General features: G+C 71.3%; 21 protein-coding genes. 7 read left to right on the forward strand and 14 right to left on the reverse strand.

Annotated elements, in window-relative coordinates; translation table 11 throughout:
* Positions 1-28 precede the first annotated feature (28 nt).
* Both ACFPLC_RS05010 and ACFPLC_RS05015 read right to left on the reverse strand, forming a co-directional pair.
* Complete coding sequence (locus ACFPLC_RS05010; RefSeq protein ID WP_378188724.1) at positions 29-802, reverse strand: enoyl-CoA hydratase-related protein; 774 nt, start codon at positions 800-802, stop codon at positions 29-31.
* Entirely contained in the window at positions 799-1,761 is a 963-nt protein-coding gene (locus ACFPLC_RS05015; RefSeq protein ID WP_378188725.1) for a GlxA family transcriptional regulator, read from the reverse strand. Before ACFPLC_RS05015 ends, ACFPLC_RS05010 begins: the two co-directional genes overlap by 4 nt.
* Positions 1,762-1,833: 72 nt before the next feature.
* Here ACFPLC_RS05015 and ACFPLC_RS05020 point away from each other — a divergent pair, with 72 nt between their 5' ends.
* Positions 1,834-2,376, forward strand: a complete 543-nt coding sequence (locus ACFPLC_RS05020) for a cysteine hydrolase family protein (RefSeq protein WP_378188726.1) — start codon at positions 1,834-1,836, stop codon at positions 2,374-2,376.
* Here ACFPLC_RS05020 and ACFPLC_RS05025 read toward each other — a convergent pair.
* From ACFPLC_RS05025 to ACFPLC_RS05035, 3 genes are all read right to left on the reverse strand, one after another.
* Complete coding sequence (locus ACFPLC_RS05025) at positions 2,369-4,384, reverse strand: protein meaA (protein ID WP_378188727.1); 2,016 nt, start codon at positions 4,382-4,384, stop codon at positions 2,369-2,371. The two genes, ACFPLC_RS05020 and ACFPLC_RS05025, sit on opposite strands and share 8 nt — an antisense overlap.
* 104 nt (positions 4,385-4,488) lie before the next feature.
* Entirely contained in the window at positions 4,489-4,644 is a 156-nt protein-coding gene (locus tag ACFPLC_RS05030; RefSeq protein ID WP_378235706.1) for a hypothetical protein, read from the reverse strand.
* Positions 4,641-5,162 carry a YdbT family protein gene (locus tag ACFPLC_RS05035; protein ID WP_378188728.1) on the reverse strand — a complete coding sequence of 174 codons (522 nt, stop codon included), beginning with the start codon at positions 5,160-5,162 and terminating at the stop codon, positions 4,641-4,643. The genes ACFPLC_RS05030 and ACFPLC_RS05035 overlap by 4 nt, the downstream gene beginning before the upstream one ends.
* On the opposite strand from ACFPLC_RS05035, the gene ACFPLC_RS05040 reads away from it, so the two are divergent.
* The 4 genes from ACFPLC_RS05040 to ACFPLC_RS05055 are packed head-to-tail and all read left to right on the forward strand — an operon-like array spanning position 5,161 to position 7,192.
* Positions 5,161-5,304, forward strand: a complete 144-nt coding sequence (locus ACFPLC_RS05040) for a hypothetical protein (RefSeq protein ID WP_378235707.1) — start codon at positions 5,161-5,163, stop codon at positions 5,302-5,304. The genes ACFPLC_RS05035 and ACFPLC_RS05040 overlap by 2 nt on opposite strands.
* Positions 5,305-5,315: 11 nt before the next feature.
* Positions 5,316-5,942 (forward strand): LysE family translocator, encoded by a 627-nt coding sequence (locus ACFPLC_RS05045; protein WP_378188729.1) that lies wholly within the window; start codon positions 5,316-5,318, stop codon positions 5,940-5,942.
* Positions 5,942-6,568 (forward strand): LysE family translocator, encoded by a 627-nt coding sequence (locus ACFPLC_RS05050; RefSeq protein ID WP_378188731.1) that lies wholly within the window; start codon positions 5,942-5,944, stop codon positions 6,566-6,568. Before ACFPLC_RS05045 ends, ACFPLC_RS05050 begins: the two co-directional genes overlap by 1 nt.
* A 9-nt stretch (positions 6,569-6,577) precedes the next feature.
* The gene (locus tag ACFPLC_RS05055; RefSeq protein ID WP_378188732.1) at positions 6,578-7,192 is read left to right on the forward strand and encodes a LysE family translocator; all 615 of its coding nucleotides are present in this window, start codon (positions 6,578-6,580) and stop codon (positions 7,190-7,192) included.
* On the opposite strand, the gene ACFPLC_RS05060 is transcribed toward ACFPLC_RS05055, so the two are convergent.
* The 3 genes from ACFPLC_RS05060 to ACFPLC_RS05070 are packed head-to-tail and all read right to left on the reverse strand — an operon-like array spanning position 7,189 to position 9,606.
* On the reverse strand, positions 7,189-8,379 hold the full coding sequence (locus tag ACFPLC_RS05060) for an alpha/beta hydrolase family protein (RefSeq protein WP_378188733.1): 1,191 nt from the start codon (positions 8,377-8,379) through the stop codon (positions 7,189-7,191). The two genes, ACFPLC_RS05055 and ACFPLC_RS05060, sit on opposite strands and share 4 nt — an antisense overlap.
* On the reverse strand, positions 8,376-9,194 hold the full coding sequence (locus ACFPLC_RS05065) for an NmrA family NAD(P)-binding protein (protein ID WP_378188734.1): 819 nt from the start codon (positions 9,192-9,194) through the stop codon (positions 8,376-8,378). Before ACFPLC_RS05065 ends, ACFPLC_RS05060 begins: the two co-directional genes overlap by 4 nt.
* On the reverse strand, positions 9,187-9,606 hold the full coding sequence (locus ACFPLC_RS05070; RefSeq protein ID WP_378188735.1) for a nuclear transport factor 2 family protein: 420 nt from the start codon (positions 9,604-9,606) through the stop codon (positions 9,187-9,189). Before ACFPLC_RS05070 ends, ACFPLC_RS05065 begins: the two co-directional genes overlap by 8 nt.
* A 98-nt stretch (positions 9,607-9,704) precedes the next feature.
* Between ACFPLC_RS05070 and ACFPLC_RS05075 the strand changes: the two genes are divergently transcribed.
* Positions 9,705-10,298 carry a TetR/AcrR family transcriptional regulator gene (locus ACFPLC_RS05075; protein ID WP_378188736.1) on the forward strand — a complete coding sequence of 198 codons (594 nt, stop codon included), beginning with the start codon at positions 9,705-9,707 and terminating at the stop codon, positions 10,296-10,298.
* A gap of 1 nt (position 10,299) precedes the next feature.
* On the opposite strand, the gene murA is transcribed toward ACFPLC_RS05075, so the two are convergent.
* Positions 10,300-11,574: a UDP-N-acetylglucosamine 1-carboxyvinyltransferase gene (murA, locus tag ACFPLC_RS05080; protein WP_378188738.1), complete on the reverse strand. Its 1,275-nt coding sequence runs from the start codon at positions 11,572-11,574 to the stop codon at positions 10,300-10,302.
* Between the two features lie 61 nt (positions 11,575-11,635).
* On the opposite strand from murA, the gene ACFPLC_RS05085 reads away from it, so the two are divergent.
* Positions 11,636-12,211 carry a cob(I)yrinic acid a,c-diamide adenosyltransferase gene (locus tag ACFPLC_RS05085; protein ID WP_378188739.1) on the forward strand — a complete coding sequence of 192 codons (576 nt, stop codon included), beginning with the start codon at positions 11,636-11,638 and terminating at the stop codon, positions 12,209-12,211.
* Positions 12,212-12,265: 54 nt separating this feature from the next.
* On the opposite strand, the gene aroA is transcribed toward ACFPLC_RS05085, so the two are convergent.
* From aroA to ACFPLC_RS05110, 5 genes are all read right to left on the reverse strand, one after another.
* Positions 12,266-13,504, reverse strand: coding sequence for a 3-phosphoshikimate 1-carboxyvinyltransferase (gene aroA, locus ACFPLC_RS05090; RefSeq protein WP_378188741.1), 1,239 nt, complete (start codon positions 13,502-13,504; stop codon positions 12,266-12,268).
* 54 nt (positions 13,505-13,558) lie between these two features.
* A complete protein-coding gene (locus ACFPLC_RS05095; RefSeq protein ID WP_378188743.1) occupies positions 13,559-13,993 on the reverse strand; it encodes a DUF2550 domain-containing protein in 435 nt (144 codons plus the stop codon).
* A 25-nt stretch (positions 13,994-14,018) separates the two neighbouring features.
* Positions 14,019-14,384 (reverse strand): F0F1 ATP synthase subunit epsilon, encoded by a 366-nt coding sequence (locus ACFPLC_RS05100; protein WP_003102658.1) that lies wholly within the window; start codon positions 14,382-14,384, stop codon positions 14,019-14,021.
* A gap of 113 nt (positions 14,385-14,497) precedes the next feature.
* Entirely contained in the window at positions 14,498-15,925 is a 1,428-nt protein-coding gene (atpD, locus tag ACFPLC_RS05105; RefSeq protein ID WP_361089755.1) for a F0F1 ATP synthase subunit beta, read from the reverse strand.
* Positions 15,925-16,863 (reverse strand): F0F1 ATP synthase subunit gamma, encoded by a 939-nt coding sequence (locus tag ACFPLC_RS05110; RefSeq protein WP_378188744.1) that lies wholly within the window; start codon positions 16,861-16,863, stop codon positions 15,925-15,927. The genes atpD and ACFPLC_RS05110 overlap by 1 nt, the downstream gene beginning before the upstream one ends.
* Positions 16,864-16,870: the final 7 nt, after the last annotated feature.

The following is a 16,870-nucleotide window of genomic DNA, read 5'->3' on the forward strand; positions in this document are numbered from 1 at the left end:
CCCTATGAAAGTGCCGCTTCGGCGGGGGTCAGTCGGGCCAGGAGGGTTTGCGCTTTTCCAGGAACGCGGCCATGCCTTCGCGGGCGCCGGGCAGCTGGGACGCCGCCGCCATGACCTCCAGCGCGATCGCGTACGCGTCGGGCTCGGGCCGGTCGAGCTGGGCGTACAGGGTCACCTTGCCCATCGACTTGCTGGCGCGGCTGCCGCGCGTCGCCCGGGCCAGCAGCTCGGCGACGGCGTCGTCCAGCTCGGCGTCGGGGACGACCCGGTTGACCAGGCCCCAGTCGAGCGCCGTCGCCGCGTCGATGACGTCGCCGGTCAGCGCCAGCTCCATCAGGCGCTTCCGGCCGATCGAACGCGCCACCGGGACCGCCGGGGTGTGGCAGAACCAGCCGCCCTTGCCGCCCGGCAGCGCGAACCCCGCCGACTCGGCCGCCACGGCCAGGTCGCACGACGCCACCAGCTGGCAGCCCGCCGCGGTGGCCAGGCCGTGCACCCGCGCGATGACGACCTGCGGGATCGACTGCATGGTCTTCATCAGGTCCGTGCACAGCGTCAGCAGCTCGCGCACGCCCACGAGGTCGCGCGCGGCGACGTCGGCGAAGTCGTGGCCGGCGGAGAACACCGGGCCGTCGGCGGCCAGCACGACCCCGGTCGCGTCGGTCGTCCCCGCCTCGCGGAACGCGGCGAGCAGCTCGGCGAGGTGGTCCGCGGAGAGCGAATTGCGCCGGGCCGCGCGGTTCATGGTGATCGTGACGGTGTCGCCGTCGCGCTTCACCAGGATGTGCCGGTAGTCGGTCATACCCCGACGTTAACCCCTCGGAATGTGCGCCGGTAGCTGTCCGGGCCGACGCCGACTTCGGCCCGCATCCGGCGCCGCAGGTTGGCTGCCGTGCCCAGCCCGGACCGCTCGGCGACCCGCTCGACCGGCAGCGACGTCGTCTCCAGCAGCCGCTGCGCGTACCGGACGCGCTGGACGCGCAGCCAGCGCCCCGGCGTGACACCGGTGGCCGCGGCGAACTCGCGGTGGAACGTCCGTTCGCTCATCCGCGCGTGCCCGGCCAGGTCTTCGACGCCGATGCCGTCCCCCAGCCGCGCCAGCGCCCAGTCCATCGTGGACGTCAGGCCGGGCTGGGCCGTCGACGGCGGCGGCGGGGTGTCGACGTACTGGCGCTGCCCGCCCTCGCGCGCCGGTGGCATCACCAGGCGGCGGGCCAGCGTGGCGGCGACGTCGGCGCCGTGGTCGCGCCGGACCAGGTACAGGCAGAGGTCGAGGCCGCCGACGACACCCGCGGACGTCAGGACCCCGCCATCGTCGGTGTAGAGCACGTCACGCTGCAGGTCCGCGCGCGGCGCGACGCCGGCGAGGGCGTCGAGGTCGCGCCAGTGGGTGGTCGCCGGGCGGCCGTCGAGCAGGCCGGCGGCCGCGAGGGTGAACGCGCCGGAGCACAACCCGGCGACGGTCGCCCCCGCCCGGTGCGCGCGGCGCAGCGCCGCGACGGCGGACGGCGGCACCGGGGCGAGGGGGTCGTCGCGGCCCGGCGCCAGCACGAGGTCGCAGCCGTCGAGCCCGGCGAGCCCGTGCGTGGCCGCGACGTCGCCGAACGGCGACGCGGGCGTGCGCACCCGCCCGGGGCTGCACCGCCGCACGGTGAACGGGCCGATCCCGCTGTCGGTGCGGTCCTGTCCCCAGACCTCGCCGATCACCGCGAGGTCGAACATCCGGGTGCCGGGCAGCAGCAGAACGCCGATGGTGCGCATGGCAGGAAAGTACCGCATCGCGCACCTTCTGCCACTCCCCCGGAGGCGTCGAAGGCCGCGAAACTCGGCGGCATGACCGAAACGGCACTCATTCTGATCGACGTCCAGCGCGGGTTCGACGACCCGGAGTTCTGGGGCCCCCGCAACAACCCGGGCGCCGAAGCGAACATGAAGGCCCTGCTCGACGCGTGGCAGGAACGGCGGCTCCCGGTGGTGCTCGTGCACCACGATTCGCCGAAGCCCGGCTCGCCGCTGCGCTCGGGCCAGCCGGGCAACGACTTCAAGCCCGAACTCGACGGCGCCCGGCCGGACCTCGTGTTCGGCAAGAAGGTCAACTCGGCGTTCCTCGGCGACGTCGACCTCGACGCGTGGCTGCGCAAGCGCGGCATCACCAGCATCGTCGTGGCCGGCATCCAGACGAACTTCTGCTGCGAAACCACCGCGCGGATGGGCGGGAACCTGGGCTACGACGTCACTTTCGCCCTCGACGCCACGTTCACTTTCGACCTCCCAGGGGTGACCGCGGACGAGCTCTACCGCGTCACGGCGGCGAACCTGGCCAACCAGTTCGCCACCGTGAAGTCCACAAAGGACGTCCTGGCGGAGCTCAGCTGAGGCCGTTCCGCTCCCGGATCAGGCTGACGATGCCGTCCATGATGCCGGTGAGCTCGTAGTCCTTGGGCGTGAACACCCGGGCGATGCCGCGTTCGGCCAGGAGCGCGGCGTCGTCCGGCGGGATGATGCCGCCGACGATCACCGGCACGTCACCCGCGCCCGCGGCACGCAGGCCGTCGACGACGTGCGGGACGACTTCGAGGTGCGAACCCGAGAGCACCGACAGGCCGACGACGTGCACGCCTTCCTGCACGGCGGCCGCGACGATCTGCTCGGGCGTCAGGCGGATGCCCTGGTAGACCACCTCGAAACCGACGTCACGCGCCCGGACGGCGACCTGCTCGGCGCCGTTGGAGTGCCCGTCGAGGCCCGGCTTGCCGACCAGGATCCGCAGCCGCTCGCCCAGCTCCGCCTCGGTTTCCCGGACGCGGGCGCGAACGCGCTCGATCTCGGGGTCGCCACCGCCGCTCGCGGTCGCGGAAACCCCGGTGGGCGCCCGGTATTCGCCGAACACCTCGCGCAGCGCGCCGGCCCACTCGCCGGTGGTCACGCCGGCCCGCGCACAGTCCACAGTGGCCTCGAAGAGGTTTTCCGTGGTCTGCGCGCGTTCCTTCAGCGCGGCCAGCGACCGCTCGACGGCGTCGTTGTCCCGCTGGGAGCGCCATTCCTCGATGGCGGTGACGGCGGCCTTCTCGACGGCCGGGTCGATCGTCTCGATCGCCTTCGCACCCTCGGCCTGCAGCGGCGACGGCTCGGTCGTCTCGAACTTGTTGACCCCGACCAGGACCCGCTCGCCGTTCTCGAGCTCGCGGCGGTATTCGGCCAGCGAGGCGACCAGCTGCGACTTCATGTAGCCGCTCTCGACCGCGGCGACCGCGCCGCCGAGGTCCTGCACGCGGGCGATCTCCTCGCGGGCACCGGCCATGATCTCGTCGACCTTGGCCTGGATGACGTGCGAGCCGTCGAAGATGTCCTCGTACTCCAGCAGGTCCGTCTCGAACGCGAGCACCTGCTGCATCCGCAGCGCCCACTGCTGGTCCCACGGCCGCGGCAGGCCGAGGGCCTCGTTCCACGCGGGCAGCTGGATCGCGCGGGCGCGGGCGCCGCGGGAGAGCGACACCGCGAGCATCTCCAGCACGATCCGCTGGACGTTGTTCTCCGGCTGGGCTTCGGTCAGCCCGAGCGAGTTGACCTGCACGCCGTAGCGCAGCCGGCGCGCCTTGGGATCCGTTACGCCGTAACGATCCCGCGTGAGTTCGTCCCAGAGCGCGGTGAACGCGCGCATCTTGGACATCTCCTCGACGAACCGGACACCGGCGTTGACGAAGAAGGAGATCCGCGCGACGACCTTCGCCATGTCGGCCGCGTCGACCTGCCCCGAGTCACGCACGGCGTCGAGCACGGCGATCGCGGTGCACAGCGCGTACGCGACCTCCTGCGTCGGCGTCGCCCCGGCTTCCTGCAGGTGGTAGCTGCAGATGTTGATCGGGTTCCACTTGGGGACGTGGTGCACGGTCCAGGCGATCACGTCGGTGATCAGCCGCAGGCTCGGCCCCGGCGGGAAGATGTAGGTCCCGCGGGAGAGGTACTCCTTGATGATGTCGTTCTGCGTGGTGCCGGCGAGTTTCGCGAGGACCTCGTCGACGTCGCGCCCCTCGGCCTCGGCCTGCTCGCGCGCCACGGAGACGTACAGCGCGAGCAGCCACATGGCCGGCGCGTTGATGGTCATCGACGTGTTGGCTTCGGCGAGCGGGATGCCGTCGAAGAGGCGTCGCATGTCGCCGATGTGCGACACCGGGACGCCGACCTTGCCGACCTCGCCGCGGGAAAGCTGGTGGTCCGGGTCGTAGCCGGTCTGGGTGGGCAGGTCGAAGGCCACCGAGAGGCCGGTCTGCCCCTTCGCGAGGTTGCGCCGGTAGAGCTCGTTCGACGCGGCCGCGGAGGAGTGCCCCGCATAGGTCCGCATCACCCACGGTCGGTCTCGCTCGCGGTCCGTTGGGTACGGCACAGGGCACCTCCGGCGGTGGACGTTTCGTCGAGTGTACCGACCGGTAACATAGCTGGGCAGTGGAATCGGACACGTCCGAGTGACGCCAGTGCGAGCCGGCTCCCTCAGCACGCAGAGCTGCTCGTCCGCCAGCGTCCAGCGATTCGTTGCGGCCGTCCCGACCACAGCACCCGCTCACCCAACTCCGGCACGATGTTCGGCTCCGCCACCGCGACCTCCCCGGGCTCACGCTGCTGGAGGGCGGTGCGGGTTGCCCTCAAGCGGCCGGATTGTCCGCTTCGGGCGGCGCCTGGCGGGCCTTGGCCTCGTCGATGGCCTTGGTGAGCAGGTCGCGGACGCGCTTGGGCTCGCCGACACCCATCAGCGTCACCGCGCCCGAGCCGCCGAAGGTGATGGTCCCGGTGCGGGACGGTCCCGGCTTGAGGGCCGGCTCCGGCAGGGCGGCCAGCTCGCTGGAGCGTTCCTTCTGCCGGAACAGGCCCGAGCGCGCGATGATCCGGCTGTCCGTCACCGCGTAGGTCGTGCGGCCGAGCGCGAGGTACCGGACGATCGACCGGCCGACGGCGCCGTAGAGGCCGAGCGCCAGCACGACCACCGCCGCGGCCATCGTGGGGCCGCTCGGCTGCCGGGTGAGCAGGAACCACAGCGCGGCGGCGGTGAGGACGAGCCCGGCCGGAGCCGTCACCGCGTCCGCGGCGACGTAGAGCGGGCGCTGGACCGGCTCTCCCGCCCAGAGCACGCGTTCACCGGGCGAAAGATCGATTTCCCCTGCTGACATGGCCGAACACTACTCTGCCGGGGCCTTTCCCGCCGAGTCCCGCGCGTGCTCGTGCACCATCTGTGCCCGGTCGGTCCCGCCCTGCCACGCGGCGAACCGGGTGACCGAAATCCGCGAGACCGGCGCCCGGGCCGTCGATTAACGTGGGCAGCCGTGACGTGGAGTTCGTACGGGAGTTACCTGGTCATCGTGGTCCTGATCGTCCTCGCTCCGGGGCCGGACACGATGGTGATGCTGAAGAACGCGCTGTCCGGCGGATTCCGGGGCGGCCTGCTCGCGTCGCTCGGCATCTTCGCCGGCAACGCCGTGCAGGGCAGCGCCGCGGCGCTGGGCCTCGGCGTGCTCATCGCCCGGTCGCAGCCGATCTTCCTCGCGCTCAAGTGGGCCGGCGCGGCCTACCTCGTCTTCCTCGGTGTCCAGGCGCTGCGCGGCGCGTTGCGCGGGAACTACCACGCCGTCGAAGAGGCGCAGCGGCGCCGGGGCGGCGGCTTCCGGCGGTTCCGCGAGGGCTTCCTCTCCAACATCACCAACCCGAAGGTCCTGGTGCTGTACCTGTCCGTGCTGCCGCAGTTCCTCGACCCGGCGCGCACGACGACGTGGGACGCGCTCGCGCTGGCCTACACCGTCGCCGTGCTCGGCGTGACGTGGCTGCTGGTGCTGCTGGTGTTCGTGCACCGCGTGCGGGCGTGGCTGGAGCGCCGCCGGGTGCGCCGCGCGCTGGACGGCGTCACCGGCACCGCGCTGCTCGGCTTCGGCGCCGCCCTCGCCCTGGAGTCCTGATGACCTGGAGCACCTACGCCGGTTTCGCCGGGATGATGGCCTTCCTGGCGATGATGCCGGGCCCGGACACGATGGTCGTGCTGAAGAACGCCCTGACCGGCGGCGCCCGCGGCGGCGGCTGGGCGTGCGCGGGGATCACCGTCGCGAACTTCCTCCAGGGCACGGCGGCGGCGTTCGGCCTGGGTGCGGTGATCACCCGCTACCGCCCGGTGTTCGAGACGGTGAAGTGGCTCGGCGCGGCCTACCTGGTCTTCCTCGGCATCCAGGCCCTCCGCGGCGCCTGGCGCGGGAACTACGAAGCCCTCGACGACGTCCGGAGGGCCCGCGCGTCCCGCGGACGGCGGTTCCGCGAAGGGTTCCTGTCCAACATCACCAACCCGAAGGTGATCGTGCTGTACCTGTCGGTGCTGCCGCAGTTCCTGACGCCGGGAGTGACCGACCAAGCCGACGCGCTCCTGCTGGCGTACACGGTCGCGGCACTGGGCGTGGTGTGGCAGGTGCTGCTGCTGTTCTTCGTGCACCGGGTGCGCGGCTGGCTGCAGCAGCGGAAGGTCCGGCGCGCGATGGACGGCGCGACGGGCGCCGCGCTCGTGGGATTCGGCGCGGCGCTCGCCTTCGAGGCCTAACCTGGACCGATGAACTGGGGAACTTATGGCACGTACGTGCTCTTCGTCGTGCTCGTGTTGATCGTGCCGGGGCCGGACACCGCCCTCGTGCTCAAGAACTCGCTCGCCGGCGGGCGGCGTGGGGGTGTGCTCACCGCGCTCGGGATCGGGTCCGGGAACCTCGTGCAGGGCCTGGCCGCCGCGCTCGGGCTCAGTGCCGTCATCATCCGCGCCGAGCCCGTCTTCGTCACGCTCAAGTGGGCCGGCGCGGCCTATCTCGGCTACCTCGGCGCCAAGGCGCTCGTCGCCGCCTGGCGGGGAAACTACCGCGTCAAAACGGAAACGAAAGCCCACGGCGGACGGCGGTGGCGTGAAGGGTTCCTCGGCAACCTCACCAACCCGAAGGTCCTCGTCTTCTACCTCTCGATGCTGCCGCAGTTCCTCTCCCCGGACTCCACGATCGCCGAAGCGCTGCTGCTCGCCGTGACCGTCGGGGTGCTGGCGACGCTCTGGCAGCTCGTCATCGTCGCCGGGGTGCACCGCATCCGGGCCTGGCTCGGGCGGCGGCGGGTCCGGCGCACGCTCGACGGCGTCACCGGCACCGCCCTGGTCGGCTTCGGCGCGGCGCTCGCCTTCGAGGGCTAAAGCGTCCGGTCCAGCCAGTCGTAGATCCGGCCCGCCGCCAGCCGCTGGGCGCCGACGTGGCAGTGCGCGTCGGCGCCCTCCTCCGCGGTGAACGTCAGCAGCGTCTTCGGCCCCTTCAGGTGCGCGTACAGCCGTCGCGGTTCGGTCTCCTGGTCGCCGCCGAAGAACAGGTCGTCCGCCGCTTCGCAGACCAGGACCGGGCACTCGATCTTCTCCGCGACGCCGTCTTCGAGCGTGTACTGCAGGTACTTCGCGATGAACTCGCGGTCGGTCGCCGCGCCCAGGACGTACCGGCCGTGGTCGCACGCCCAGCGCAGCGTCGGGCTCTTGGCGCGGCCCGCCTCGAGCAACGCGTCGAACTCCTCGTCGTGCGGCGCCCCGGCCCGGCGGAGGATCTCCTCGCGCGGCCACGGAAGCATCGACGTCACCGCGGCCCCGGCGTCGTACACGCCGTCCACCGCGACCACCGCGGCCAGGCGGTGCTCGAACGCCGCCGCGCGCGGGGCCAGCTCGCCGCCCAGGCTCACCCCCAGCAGCGCGATCCGGGCCGGGTCGACGCCGTCGATCCCGAGCGCGAAGTCGACCACCGGCGTCACCACGTGCTCCCAGTCCGGGCGGAAGACGAGCTTCTGCTGCCGGATCGCGCTCGGCTGGCCCGGGCCGTCGAAGGTCAGGACGTGATAACCGTGCGACGCACCGGCGGCCGCGCCCATGAAGTGGCTTTCCTCGGCGCTGCCGTCGAAACCGTTGTGCATGATCAGCAACGGCTTCGGGCCATCGCCGGGCGCGCGGTAGAAGTAGCCGTGGAGAACCGTTCCCTCGTAAGGGATTTCGACCGGCTCCGCGACACCCGCGCGCCGGAAGCACTCGACGCTGCGGTCGTACGCCGCCGCGATGCGCGGGTCCGCCGGGTCGCCGTGCAGGAAGAACTCCGCCGAGAAGTAGTACGTCGACGCGCGCAGCAGCAAGTCTCGCGCGGTGGCGGGCCCCGCTTCGGCCGCTTCGGCGTACAGCCGGTCGGCGAGCGCGCGGTAGGCGTCGTGCCAGCTGTCGTAGTCGCCCGGTGTCACGGTCGAGGCGGCCGCGAGGACCTCGCCGAACTCCGCGCCGCCGTAGGACGTGTGGCCGAACAGGCGCAGGGTCTCGAACCAGAACTGCGCGTCCTCTTCGAACATCAGCTGCTTCATCGGATTTCCTCCCGGGCAAAGGTTTCGAACGAACGGGCCGGCCGCCCGGTGACCTGCTCGACGGCCGGGGTGACGCGGTCTTCGGTGCCCCGCCGGACGTCCTCGTCGAGGGCGGCCAGCACGCGGGCGAACTCGGCGGGAATTCCCGACGCCGTCAGGCGTTCGGCGAACTCGGCGGTGGTGACCGCCCGGTGCCGAACCGGACGTCCGAGCCGCGCCGCCACGATCGCGGCCGCTTCGGCGTAGCTCAGCGCGGCCGGTCCGGTCAGGACGTGTTCGGTGTTGTGCGGTTCGGGATCGGTCAGCGCGCGGACGGCGACCGCCGCGATGTCGCCGGCGTCGACGAACGCGACCCGGGCGTCACCGGTGGCCGTGACGATCTCGCCGTCCCGCACGCCCTGCGCGACCAGGTGCTCGCCGGTGAAGTTCTGCATGAACCAGGACGGCTTCAGCACCGCCCACTCCGGCACCGCGCGCACCAGCCGCTGCAGCTCGCCGAGGCCCGGGGTGTCGTCGGTGACGGCCGACGAGCCGAGCAGGACGACCCGCCGGACCCCCGCCGCCAGTGCCTCGTCCAGGAAGGGCGCCACCAGGCCGGCGGGCGAAGCTTCGCCGACCGGGGCCAGCAGGTACACCGCGGAGGCGCCGCGCAGCGCGTCGGCGTGGGTGGCGCAGTCGGCCCAGTCGAACCGGACCTGCCCGGCCTCGCCCGGCTTGCGCGTGGCGGCCCGGGCCGTGACGCCGTTCGCGCGCAGGCCGGCGACGACCCGGCGGCCGGTGGTGCCGGTGCCGCCGAGGACCAGGACGTCAGTCACCGAACGCCGCCGTCAGCTCTTCGACGCCGCCGAGGACCTCGGCCGCGGCCAGCGGGCTCCAGTAGTCGCGGTAGGTGCGGATTTCGCCGTCCTCGACGGTGATCACCGCGATGTAGGACAGCTCGTACGGCTTCTGCGTGGCCACGACGACCCCGGCGACGGTGAACTCGACGACGACCACGGCCGGGTCGGCGGTCTCGTGCACGGTCTTGGCCGTGACCTCCCGGATGTCCAGCAGGTTCGGGTAGTCGCGCAGGTACTCGCGGATCGCTTCGCGGCCTTCGACGCGCTTCGGGTAGCCCGGACCGGCGAACGGGAACTCGAGGACGCCGTCCTCGGCCCAGAGCCCGGCGAACCCGGCCATGTCGTGCTTGAGCAGCAGTTCGAGTGCGTGCTCGACGAAGTCGTGCACCACAGCCTCCTTCGACGTTCGGACGAGACGGTACCGTCCCGACGTAACCCACCATAGACGGGACGGGACCGTCTCGTCCACCCGTTAGACTGCGATCCATGGCACGCACTCCGACCGGCGCCGCGGTCCTCCAGCCCGAGGTCACCCAGGCGATCACCGACGCCGTCCTGCAGGAACTCGCCGACCAGGGCTACGGCCGGCTGTCGATGGAGGCCGTGGCGAAACGCGCCGGCGTCGGCAAGAGCGCGCTCTACCGGCGGTGGCGTTCGAAGGGCGAAATGGTCGCCGCGGTCGTTACCGAATTCAGCGTGACGCGGGCGGCGGAGGCGGACACCGGCTCACTGCGCGGCGACCTGCGGGAGACGATGCAGGCCCTGATCGACTGGCTGACGCACCCGCTGTTCTCGCGGATCCTGCCGGACCTGGTCGCCGAGGACGCGCGCAACCCAGAGCGCGGCCGCGGCCTGCGCGAGAACATCGGCGGACCGCGGCGCGAGGTCGGCGAGGCGATGCTGCGCCGGGCCATCGCCCGCGGCGAACTGCCCGAGGACCTGGACATGGAGATGGCGCTGGACGTGCTGGCCGCGCCGATCTACTGGCGCCTGGTGGTCCGGCAGGCGCCCGCCGAGCCGGACTACGTGGACCGGCTGGTGAAGTACGCCCTGCGCGCACTCGGCGCGCAGGGCGCCTGAACTAGCTCCGGTCCGGCTCCCCCGCCACGCGTTTGATGTTCGCGCCCAGGCGGTTCAGGTTCTCGACGAAGTGCGGGTAGCCGCGGTCGATGTGGAAGACGTCCCAGACCTCGGTGACGCCGTCCGCGCACAGGCCGGCCAGCACCAGCCCCGCGCCCGCGCGGATGTCCGAGGCCCAGACCGGCGCGCTCGAGAGCTTCTCGACCCCGCGGACCACCGCGTGGTGGCCGTCCGTGCGGGCGTCGCCGGACAGCCGGATCATCTCCTCGATGAAGCGGAACCGCGCCTCGTAGACGTTCTCCGTGATCATCGACGTGCCTTCGGACACCGCCGAAAGCGCCACCGCGAACGGCTGGAGGTCGGTCGCGAAGCCGGGGTACGGCAGCGTCACCCAGTCGACCGCCTTCGGGCGCTCCGGCTGGACCACGCGGAAACCCTTGTCGCCGAACGTTTCGACGTCCGCGCCGGCCAGCTGCAGCTTGTTCAGCACCAGGTCGAGGTGGTGCGGGTTGACCCCGCGGACGGTGATGTCGCCACGGGTCATCGAGGCGGCGAACGCCCAGGTCGCCCCGACGATCCGGTCGCCGATCACGCTGTGCGTCGTCGGGTGCAGCTGCTCCACGCCGTGCACGGTCAGCGTCGACGTCCCGGCGCCTTCGATCTTCGCGCCCATCTCGGTCAGCATCGTGCAGATGTCGACGATTTCCGGCTCGCGCGCGCAGTTGTCGATCACCGTGGTGCCCTCGGCCAGCACGGCCGCCATCAGGATGTTCTCGGTCGCGCCGACGCTCGGGAAGTCCAGCCAGATCTGCGCGCCGACCAGCGTCTCGGCCTTCGCGACGACGCAGCCGTGCTCGATCGTGCTCGTCGCGCCCAGCTTGCGCAGGCCGTTCTGGTGCATGTCCAGCGGGCGCGAGCCGATCGCGTCCCCGCCCGGCAGCGCCACGACGGCCTGCTTCAGCCGGCCGACCAGCGGCCCCAGCACGCAGACGGACGCGCGCAGCTTGCCCATCGCCGCCGAGTCCGCGCGGTGCGACAGCTCGGCCGGCGTCGTGATCGTCGCGGTGTCGCCCTCGATGACGACCTCGCAGCCGACGCTCCGCAGCACGTCGCCCATCAGCGGGACGTCGAGGATCTGCGGGCAGTTCGTGATGGTCGTGGTCCCCTCCGCGAGGAGGGCGGCGGCCATCAGCTTCAGCACGCTGTTCTTGGCGCCGACCACGTCGACCTCGCCGACCAGCCGGGCTCCGCCATGCACGTCGAAGTGCTCGCTCATGGCCGCCAATCATGCCCTCTCGCCCGGATTCGGCCCGGGCGGGGGCCGCTATGGTGGGTCCATGGTCGTTCGCATCAACCGCGTGTACACGAAGGTCGGCGACAACGGCACGACCGCGCTCGGCGACGGGTCGCGCGTGCCGAAGACGTCACCGCGGCTGGGCGCGTACGCGGACACCGACGAGACGAACTCGGTGCTGGGGCTGGCGATCGCCGTCGGCTCGCTGCCGTCCGAAGTGACGGATGTGCTGCGTACGGTCCAGAACGATCTCTTCGACGTCGGCGCGGACCTCTGCCTGCCGATCTCCGACGACCCGCCGTACCCGCCGCTGCGGATCACCGAGAAGTACGTCGAGCGGCTGGAAGGCTGGTGCGACGAGTTCAACGAGCGCCTGCCGAAGCTGACGTCGTTCATCCTGCCGGGCGGGACACCGGGCGCGGCGTTCCTGCACCAGGCGCGGACGGTGGCGCGCCGGGCCGAGCGGTCGGCCTGGGCCCTGCACGAGGCCGAGCCCGAGGCGACCAACCCGATCGCGGTGAAGTATCTGAACCGGCTGTCGGACCTGCTGTTCATCCTGGCCCGGCTGGCGAACCCGGACGGGGACGTGCTGTGGCAGCCGGGCGGGCAGCCCCAGTAAGTCCGGGCGCAGGTTGTCGTGAGTGGTAAGGCGGGTTCTAACCCGCCTTACCACTCACGAGGCCCACTGCTCACGCAAGTCGGCGAGCGCCTGGTGGAAGCCGGGGAAGGTCTTCTTCACGCACTCCGGATCATCCAGGGTCACCCCGTCGACCAGCAAGCCCGTGATGCTGAACGCCATCGCGATCCGGTGGTCGCGGCGGCACGCCACCAGGGTGCCCGTCGGCTGTCCCGGCTGGATCTCGATCCAGTCGCGACCCGTCTCGACGGCGATCCCCATCGCGCGCAGGGTCTCCTCGCACGCGTCAAGGCGGTCGCACTCCTTGATGCGCGTGTTGTAGACGTCCTCGATGCGCACCGGGCCGGACGCGAAGGGCGCGATCGCCGCCAGGGTCGGGACGGTGTCCGAGATGTCGCGCATGTTCACCGTGATGCCGCGCAGGCCGTCCGAGGGGCCTGCGACCGTCACGGAGTCCGGCGACAGCTCCACGTGCGCGCCCATCTCACGCAGGACGTCGGCGAAGCGCACGTCGCCCTGGAGGGCGTCCGAGCCGAGGCCCGGAATGGTCACCGTGCGGCCGGTGACCGCCGCCGCGGCCAGGAAGTAGCTCGCCGTCGACGCGTCCGGCTCGACCGGGTACTCGCACGCCTGGTACGGCTGCGCCGGGACCACGAACGTCTGGCCCTCACGCCGGACGTCGACGCCGAAGCGGCGCATCATCTCCAGGGTGATCTCGACGTACGGCACCGACACGAGGTCGGTGACCGTGATCCGCAGCCCCTCCGCGGTCAGCGGGCCGACCAGCAGCAACGCCGTCAGGAACTGCGAAGACAGGCCCGCGTCCAGGGTCAGCTCGCCGCCCTTGATGCCGTTCGCGCGGACCGTGAGGGGGTGGTGGCCCGGCTCGCCGCGGAACTCGAGGTCCACGCCCAGCTCCAGCAGGGCGTCGGTCAGCGGGCCGAGCGGGCGGCGGCGCATCTGGTTCGACGCGTCGAAGCGGAAGGTCCCGGTGCCGGCCGCGGCCAGTGCGGGCAGGAACCGGGCCGTCGTGGCGCCGTCCCGGCAGAAGACGTCGGCTTCGGCGACCCCCGGGCCCGACGGGCGCCCCTCGATCGTCCACGCGCCCGGCTGCCGGTCGACGCGGTAACCGAGTTTGGCCAGGCCCTCGGCGAAGCCCTCGGTGTCGTCCGAGTGCAGCGGACGGCCGAGGGTCGTGGTGCCGTGCGCGGCGGCGGCCAGGAACAGGCCGCGAGCGGTGACGGACTTGGAGCCGGGGATCTCGACGAGAGTCACACCGACGAGTTTACGGAGAGGGGCACTTTCACGTGAAAGTGCCGCCTCGGAGCCTCAGGAGGCGCGCGGGAGGCGGTGTCCGGGTGGGGCGGACTCGAGCCAGGAGAGGAAGCCGGTGAGGGCGCCGGGGCCCATGGCGATCTCGATCGCTTCCTGGGTCTCCGACTCGCAGCGCAGGACCGTCGAGCCCTCGGGCACGGCGTAGGCCTCGGTGCCGGACGGGTCGCGACGGTCGGCGATCTGCATGCTTTCGCGCTGGAAGACGCGGTCCGCGCCGGTGCGCAGGCTCCACACGCGGTACCAGACGAACTCGTCGCCCTCGTAGCGGCCCAGCCCCAGGTGCCAGCTGGACCGCGGGTTGTCCGGACGCCACCGCAGCGCGACGCTCACGCCACCGCCGCGGCGCATCCGGATCCACCGCTGGCCGTACCAGGCGGCCAGCACCGCGAGCACGATCAGGAGCGCTGCTACGACCACGGTGATCTTCACGGCCCGGCTCCTGCCCGTCTCGCGCTCAGGCCGACTGACCCGCTGCGCGGAGCTGGGCCGAGGCCCTCGCCCGCTCGGTCTCGTCGTCCCCGGTCAGGGCCGCCTTGGCCGCCTCGACGTCGATCTCGTCGGAGAGCTCGGCGCTCTCGGCGAGGATGCTCACCCCGGTGCCGGTCACGGAGAGGAACCCGCCGTGCACGGCCGCGCAGACCGTCTCACCGTCGGTGGTCGTCACCTTGACCACGCCGCCCTCGACCAGCTGCCCGAGCACGGGTTCGTGACCGGCCATGATGCCGATCTCACCCTCGGTGGTCTGGGCCACCACGAAAGTGGCAGTACCCGACCAGAGACGGCGCTCGACGGCCACCAGCTCCACGGACATCTCAGCCACGTGCACTCCTTAACTCGGGGTGTTGCCACCGAGTGTAATAGGTCGGTCCTGAGTTACGAGAACGGCGGGGGTCCGAGTCCACAGTGGACACAACCCCCGCCGTACCCGGAAAATCACTTCTTGGTGATTTCCTTGTACTTCTTCTCGAGGTCCTCGAGGCCACCGATGCCCAGGAACGCCTGCTCCGGGTAGTGGTCGAAGTCACCCTTGGCGATGCGGTCGAACGACTCGATGGTCTCCGACAGCGGCACCGTCGAGCCCGGGATCTGCGTGAACGCCTCGGCGACCAGCATGTTCTGCGACAGGAACCGCTCGATGCGGCGCGCGCGCTGAACGGTCAGCTTGTCCTCTTCCGAGAGCTCGTCCATGCCGAGGATCGCGATGATGTCCTGCAGCTCCTTGTACTTCTGCAGGATCCGGATGACCTCGGAGGCGACGCGGTAGTGGTCCTCACCGACGATGGCCGGGTCGAGGATCGTCGACGTCGACGCCAGCGGGTCCACCGCCGGGAAGATGCCCTTCTGGAACACCGACCGGGAGAGCTCGGTGGTGGCGTCCAGGTGGGCGAACGTCGTCGCCGGGGCCGGGTCGGTGTAGTCGTCCGCGGGGACGTAGATCGCCTGCATCGAGGTGATCGAACGGCCACGGGTCGAGGTGATCCGCTCCTGCAGCTGCCCCATCTCGTCGGCCAGCGTCGGCTGGTAACCCACGGCCGACGGCATGCGGCCCAGCAGGGTCGACACCTCGGAGCCGGCCTGGGTGAACCGGAAGATGTTGTCGATGAACAGCAGCACGTCCTGGTTCTGGACGTCGCGGAAGTACTCCGCCATGGTCAGCGCGGACAGCGCGACCCGCATGCGGGTGCCCGGCGGCTCGTCCATCTGGCCGAAGACCAGGGCGGTGTCGTTGATGACGCCGTCCTCGGACATCTCCAGGAAGAGGTCGTTGCCCTCGCGGGTGCGCTCGCCGACACCGGCGAACACCGAGGTACCACCGAAGTTCCGGGCGACGCGGGTGATCATCTCCTTGATGAGCACCGTCTTGCCGACGCCGGCACCGCCGAACAGGCCGATCTTGCCACCCTGGACGTACGGGGTGAGCAGGTCGACGACCTTGAGGCCGGTCTCCAGCATCTCCGTCTTGCCCTCGAGCTGGTCGAAGGACGGCGGGTTGCGGTGGATGCCCCAGCGCTCGAGGTCCTCGCCGTAGCCGGGCTCGTCGAGGCACTCGCCGAGGGCGTTGTAGACGTGGCCCTTGACCTTGTCGCCGACCGGGACCGTGATCGGGCCGCCGGTGTCGGTGACCTCGGCGCCGCGCACCAGGCCGTCCTGCGGCTGCAGGGAGATGGTGCGGACGAGGTTGTCGCCCAGGTGGCTGGCGACCTCGAGGGTCACCGTCTTGCGCAGCTGCTCGAACTCGATGTCGACCTTGAGCGCGTTGAACTGGTCGGGAACGGAACCGCGCGGGAACTCGACGTCGACGACCGGCCCGGTCACCGAGACGATGCGCCCCTTGGCGCGCGGGGCTTCAGTACTGGTCATCAGTCATCACTTCCTGCTGCGGTGAGCGCGTTCGCGCCACCGACGATTTCGGAGATCTCCTGGGTGATCTGCGCCTGGCGGGCCTGGTTCGCCTCCCGCGTCAGCGTGTTCACCAGCTCGTTCGCGTTGTCCGACGCCGCCTTCATCGCGGTCCGGCGGGCGGCCAGCTCGGACGCCGCGGACTCGAGGAACGCCGCGTAGAGCCGCGTGTTGATGTACTTCGGCAGGAGCGAGTCCAGCAGCGTGTCGGCACTGGGCTCGAACTCGTAGCTGGGGAGCAGCCCGGCGGGCTTCTCCTCTTCGCCCTCGGAGTACTCGACCTCGAGCGGGGCGACGCGCTTGGCGGTCGGCCGCTGGGTCAGCATCGACACGAACTCGGTGTAGACGACGTGGATCTCGTCGACACCGGTGACGCCGTCGGCGTTGCCGTCCGCGTCGTCGGCGCCCCGCATGAACGACTCCACCAGGGCGTCACCGGCCGCGACCGCGTTGGCGTAGCCCGGCTGGTCGGAGAAGCCCGTCCAGCCGTCCACGACCTCGCGGCCCCGGAACCGGTAGTAGTTCAGGCCCTTGTTGCCGGTGACGTAGATCTGCGGCTCCTTGCCCTCCGAGCGGAGGAGGGCCAGCAGCTCTTCGGTCGCCCGCAGCACGTTGGAGTTGTACCCGCCGCACTGGCCCTTGTCGCTGGTCACGACCAGGACCGCGGCCCGCTTGGGGTTCGGGCGCTCGACCAGCATCGGGTGGTCGAGCGTGGTGGCCGCGCCGGCCAGCGCCGAGAGCACCTTGGTGATCTCGTCGGCGTACGGCCGGGAAGCGGCGACCCGCGCCCGCGCCTTGGTGATGCGCGCGGTGGCGATGAGCTCCATCGCCTTGGTGATCTTGCCGATCGACTTGGTCGCCTTGATGCGCGACCGGAGTTCCCGGAGTTGTGCGGCCATGAGCTAC

This window comes from Amycolatopsis plumensis, assembly GCF_042652605.1.
GTDB classification, from domain to species: domain Bacteria; phylum Actinomycetota; class Actinomycetes; order Mycobacteriales; family Pseudonocardiaceae; genus Amycolatopsis; species Amycolatopsis plumensis.

Excerpts from the sequence above, each read along its gene's own strand:
- ACFPLC_RS05075 (WP_378188736.1), top strand. The coding sequence starts at position 9,705 with ATGGCACGCACTCCGACCGGCGCCGCGGTCCTCCAGCCCGAGGTCACC.
- ACFPLC_RS05010 (WP_378188724.1), bottom strand. The coding sequence starts at position 802 with ATGACCGACTACCGGCACATCCTGGTGAAGCGCGACGGCGACACCGTC.
- ACFPLC_RS05110 (WP_378188744.1), bottom strand. The coding sequence starts at position 16,863 with ATGGCCGCACAACTCCGGGAACTCCGGTCGCGCATCAAGGCGACCAAG.
- ACFPLC_RS05035 (WP_378188728.1), bottom strand. The coding sequence starts at position 5,162 with ATGTCAGCAGGGGAAATCGATCTTTCGCCCGGTGAACGCGTGCTCTGG.
- murA (WP_378188738.1), bottom strand. The coding sequence starts at position 11,574 with ATGAGCGAGCACTTCGACGTGCATGGCGGAGCCCGGCTGGTCGGCGAG.
- ACFPLC_RS05055 (WP_378188732.1), top strand. The coding sequence starts at position 6,578 with ATGAACTGGGGAACTTATGGCACGTACGTGCTCTTCGTCGTGCTCGTG.
- ACFPLC_RS05040 (WP_378235707.1), top strand. The coding sequence starts at position 5,161 with ATGGCCGAACACTACTCTGCCGGGGCCTTTCCCGCCGAGTCCCGCGCG.
- ACFPLC_RS05020 (WP_378188726.1), top strand. The coding sequence starts at position 1,834 with ATGACCGAAACGGCACTCATTCTGATCGACGTCCAGCGCGGGTTCGAC.
- ACFPLC_RS05085 (WP_378188739.1), top strand. The coding sequence starts at position 11,636 with ATGGTCGTTCGCATCAACCGCGTGTACACGAAGGTCGGCGACAACGGC.
- ACFPLC_RS05015 (WP_378188725.1), bottom strand. The coding sequence starts at position 1,761 with ATGCGCACCATCGGCGTTCTGCTGCTGCCCGGCACCCGGATGTTCGAC.
- ACFPLC_RS05060 (WP_378188733.1), bottom strand. The coding sequence starts at position 8,379 with ATGAAGCAGCTGATGTTCGAAGAGGACGCGCAGTTCTGGTTCGAGACC.
- ACFPLC_RS05050 (WP_378188731.1), top strand. The coding sequence starts at position 5,942 with ATGACCTGGAGCACCTACGCCGGTTTCGCCGGGATGATGGCCTTCCTG.
- atpD (WP_361089755.1), bottom strand. The coding sequence starts at position 15,925 with ATGACCAGTACTGAAGCCCCGCGCGCCAAGGGGCGCATCGTCTCGGTG.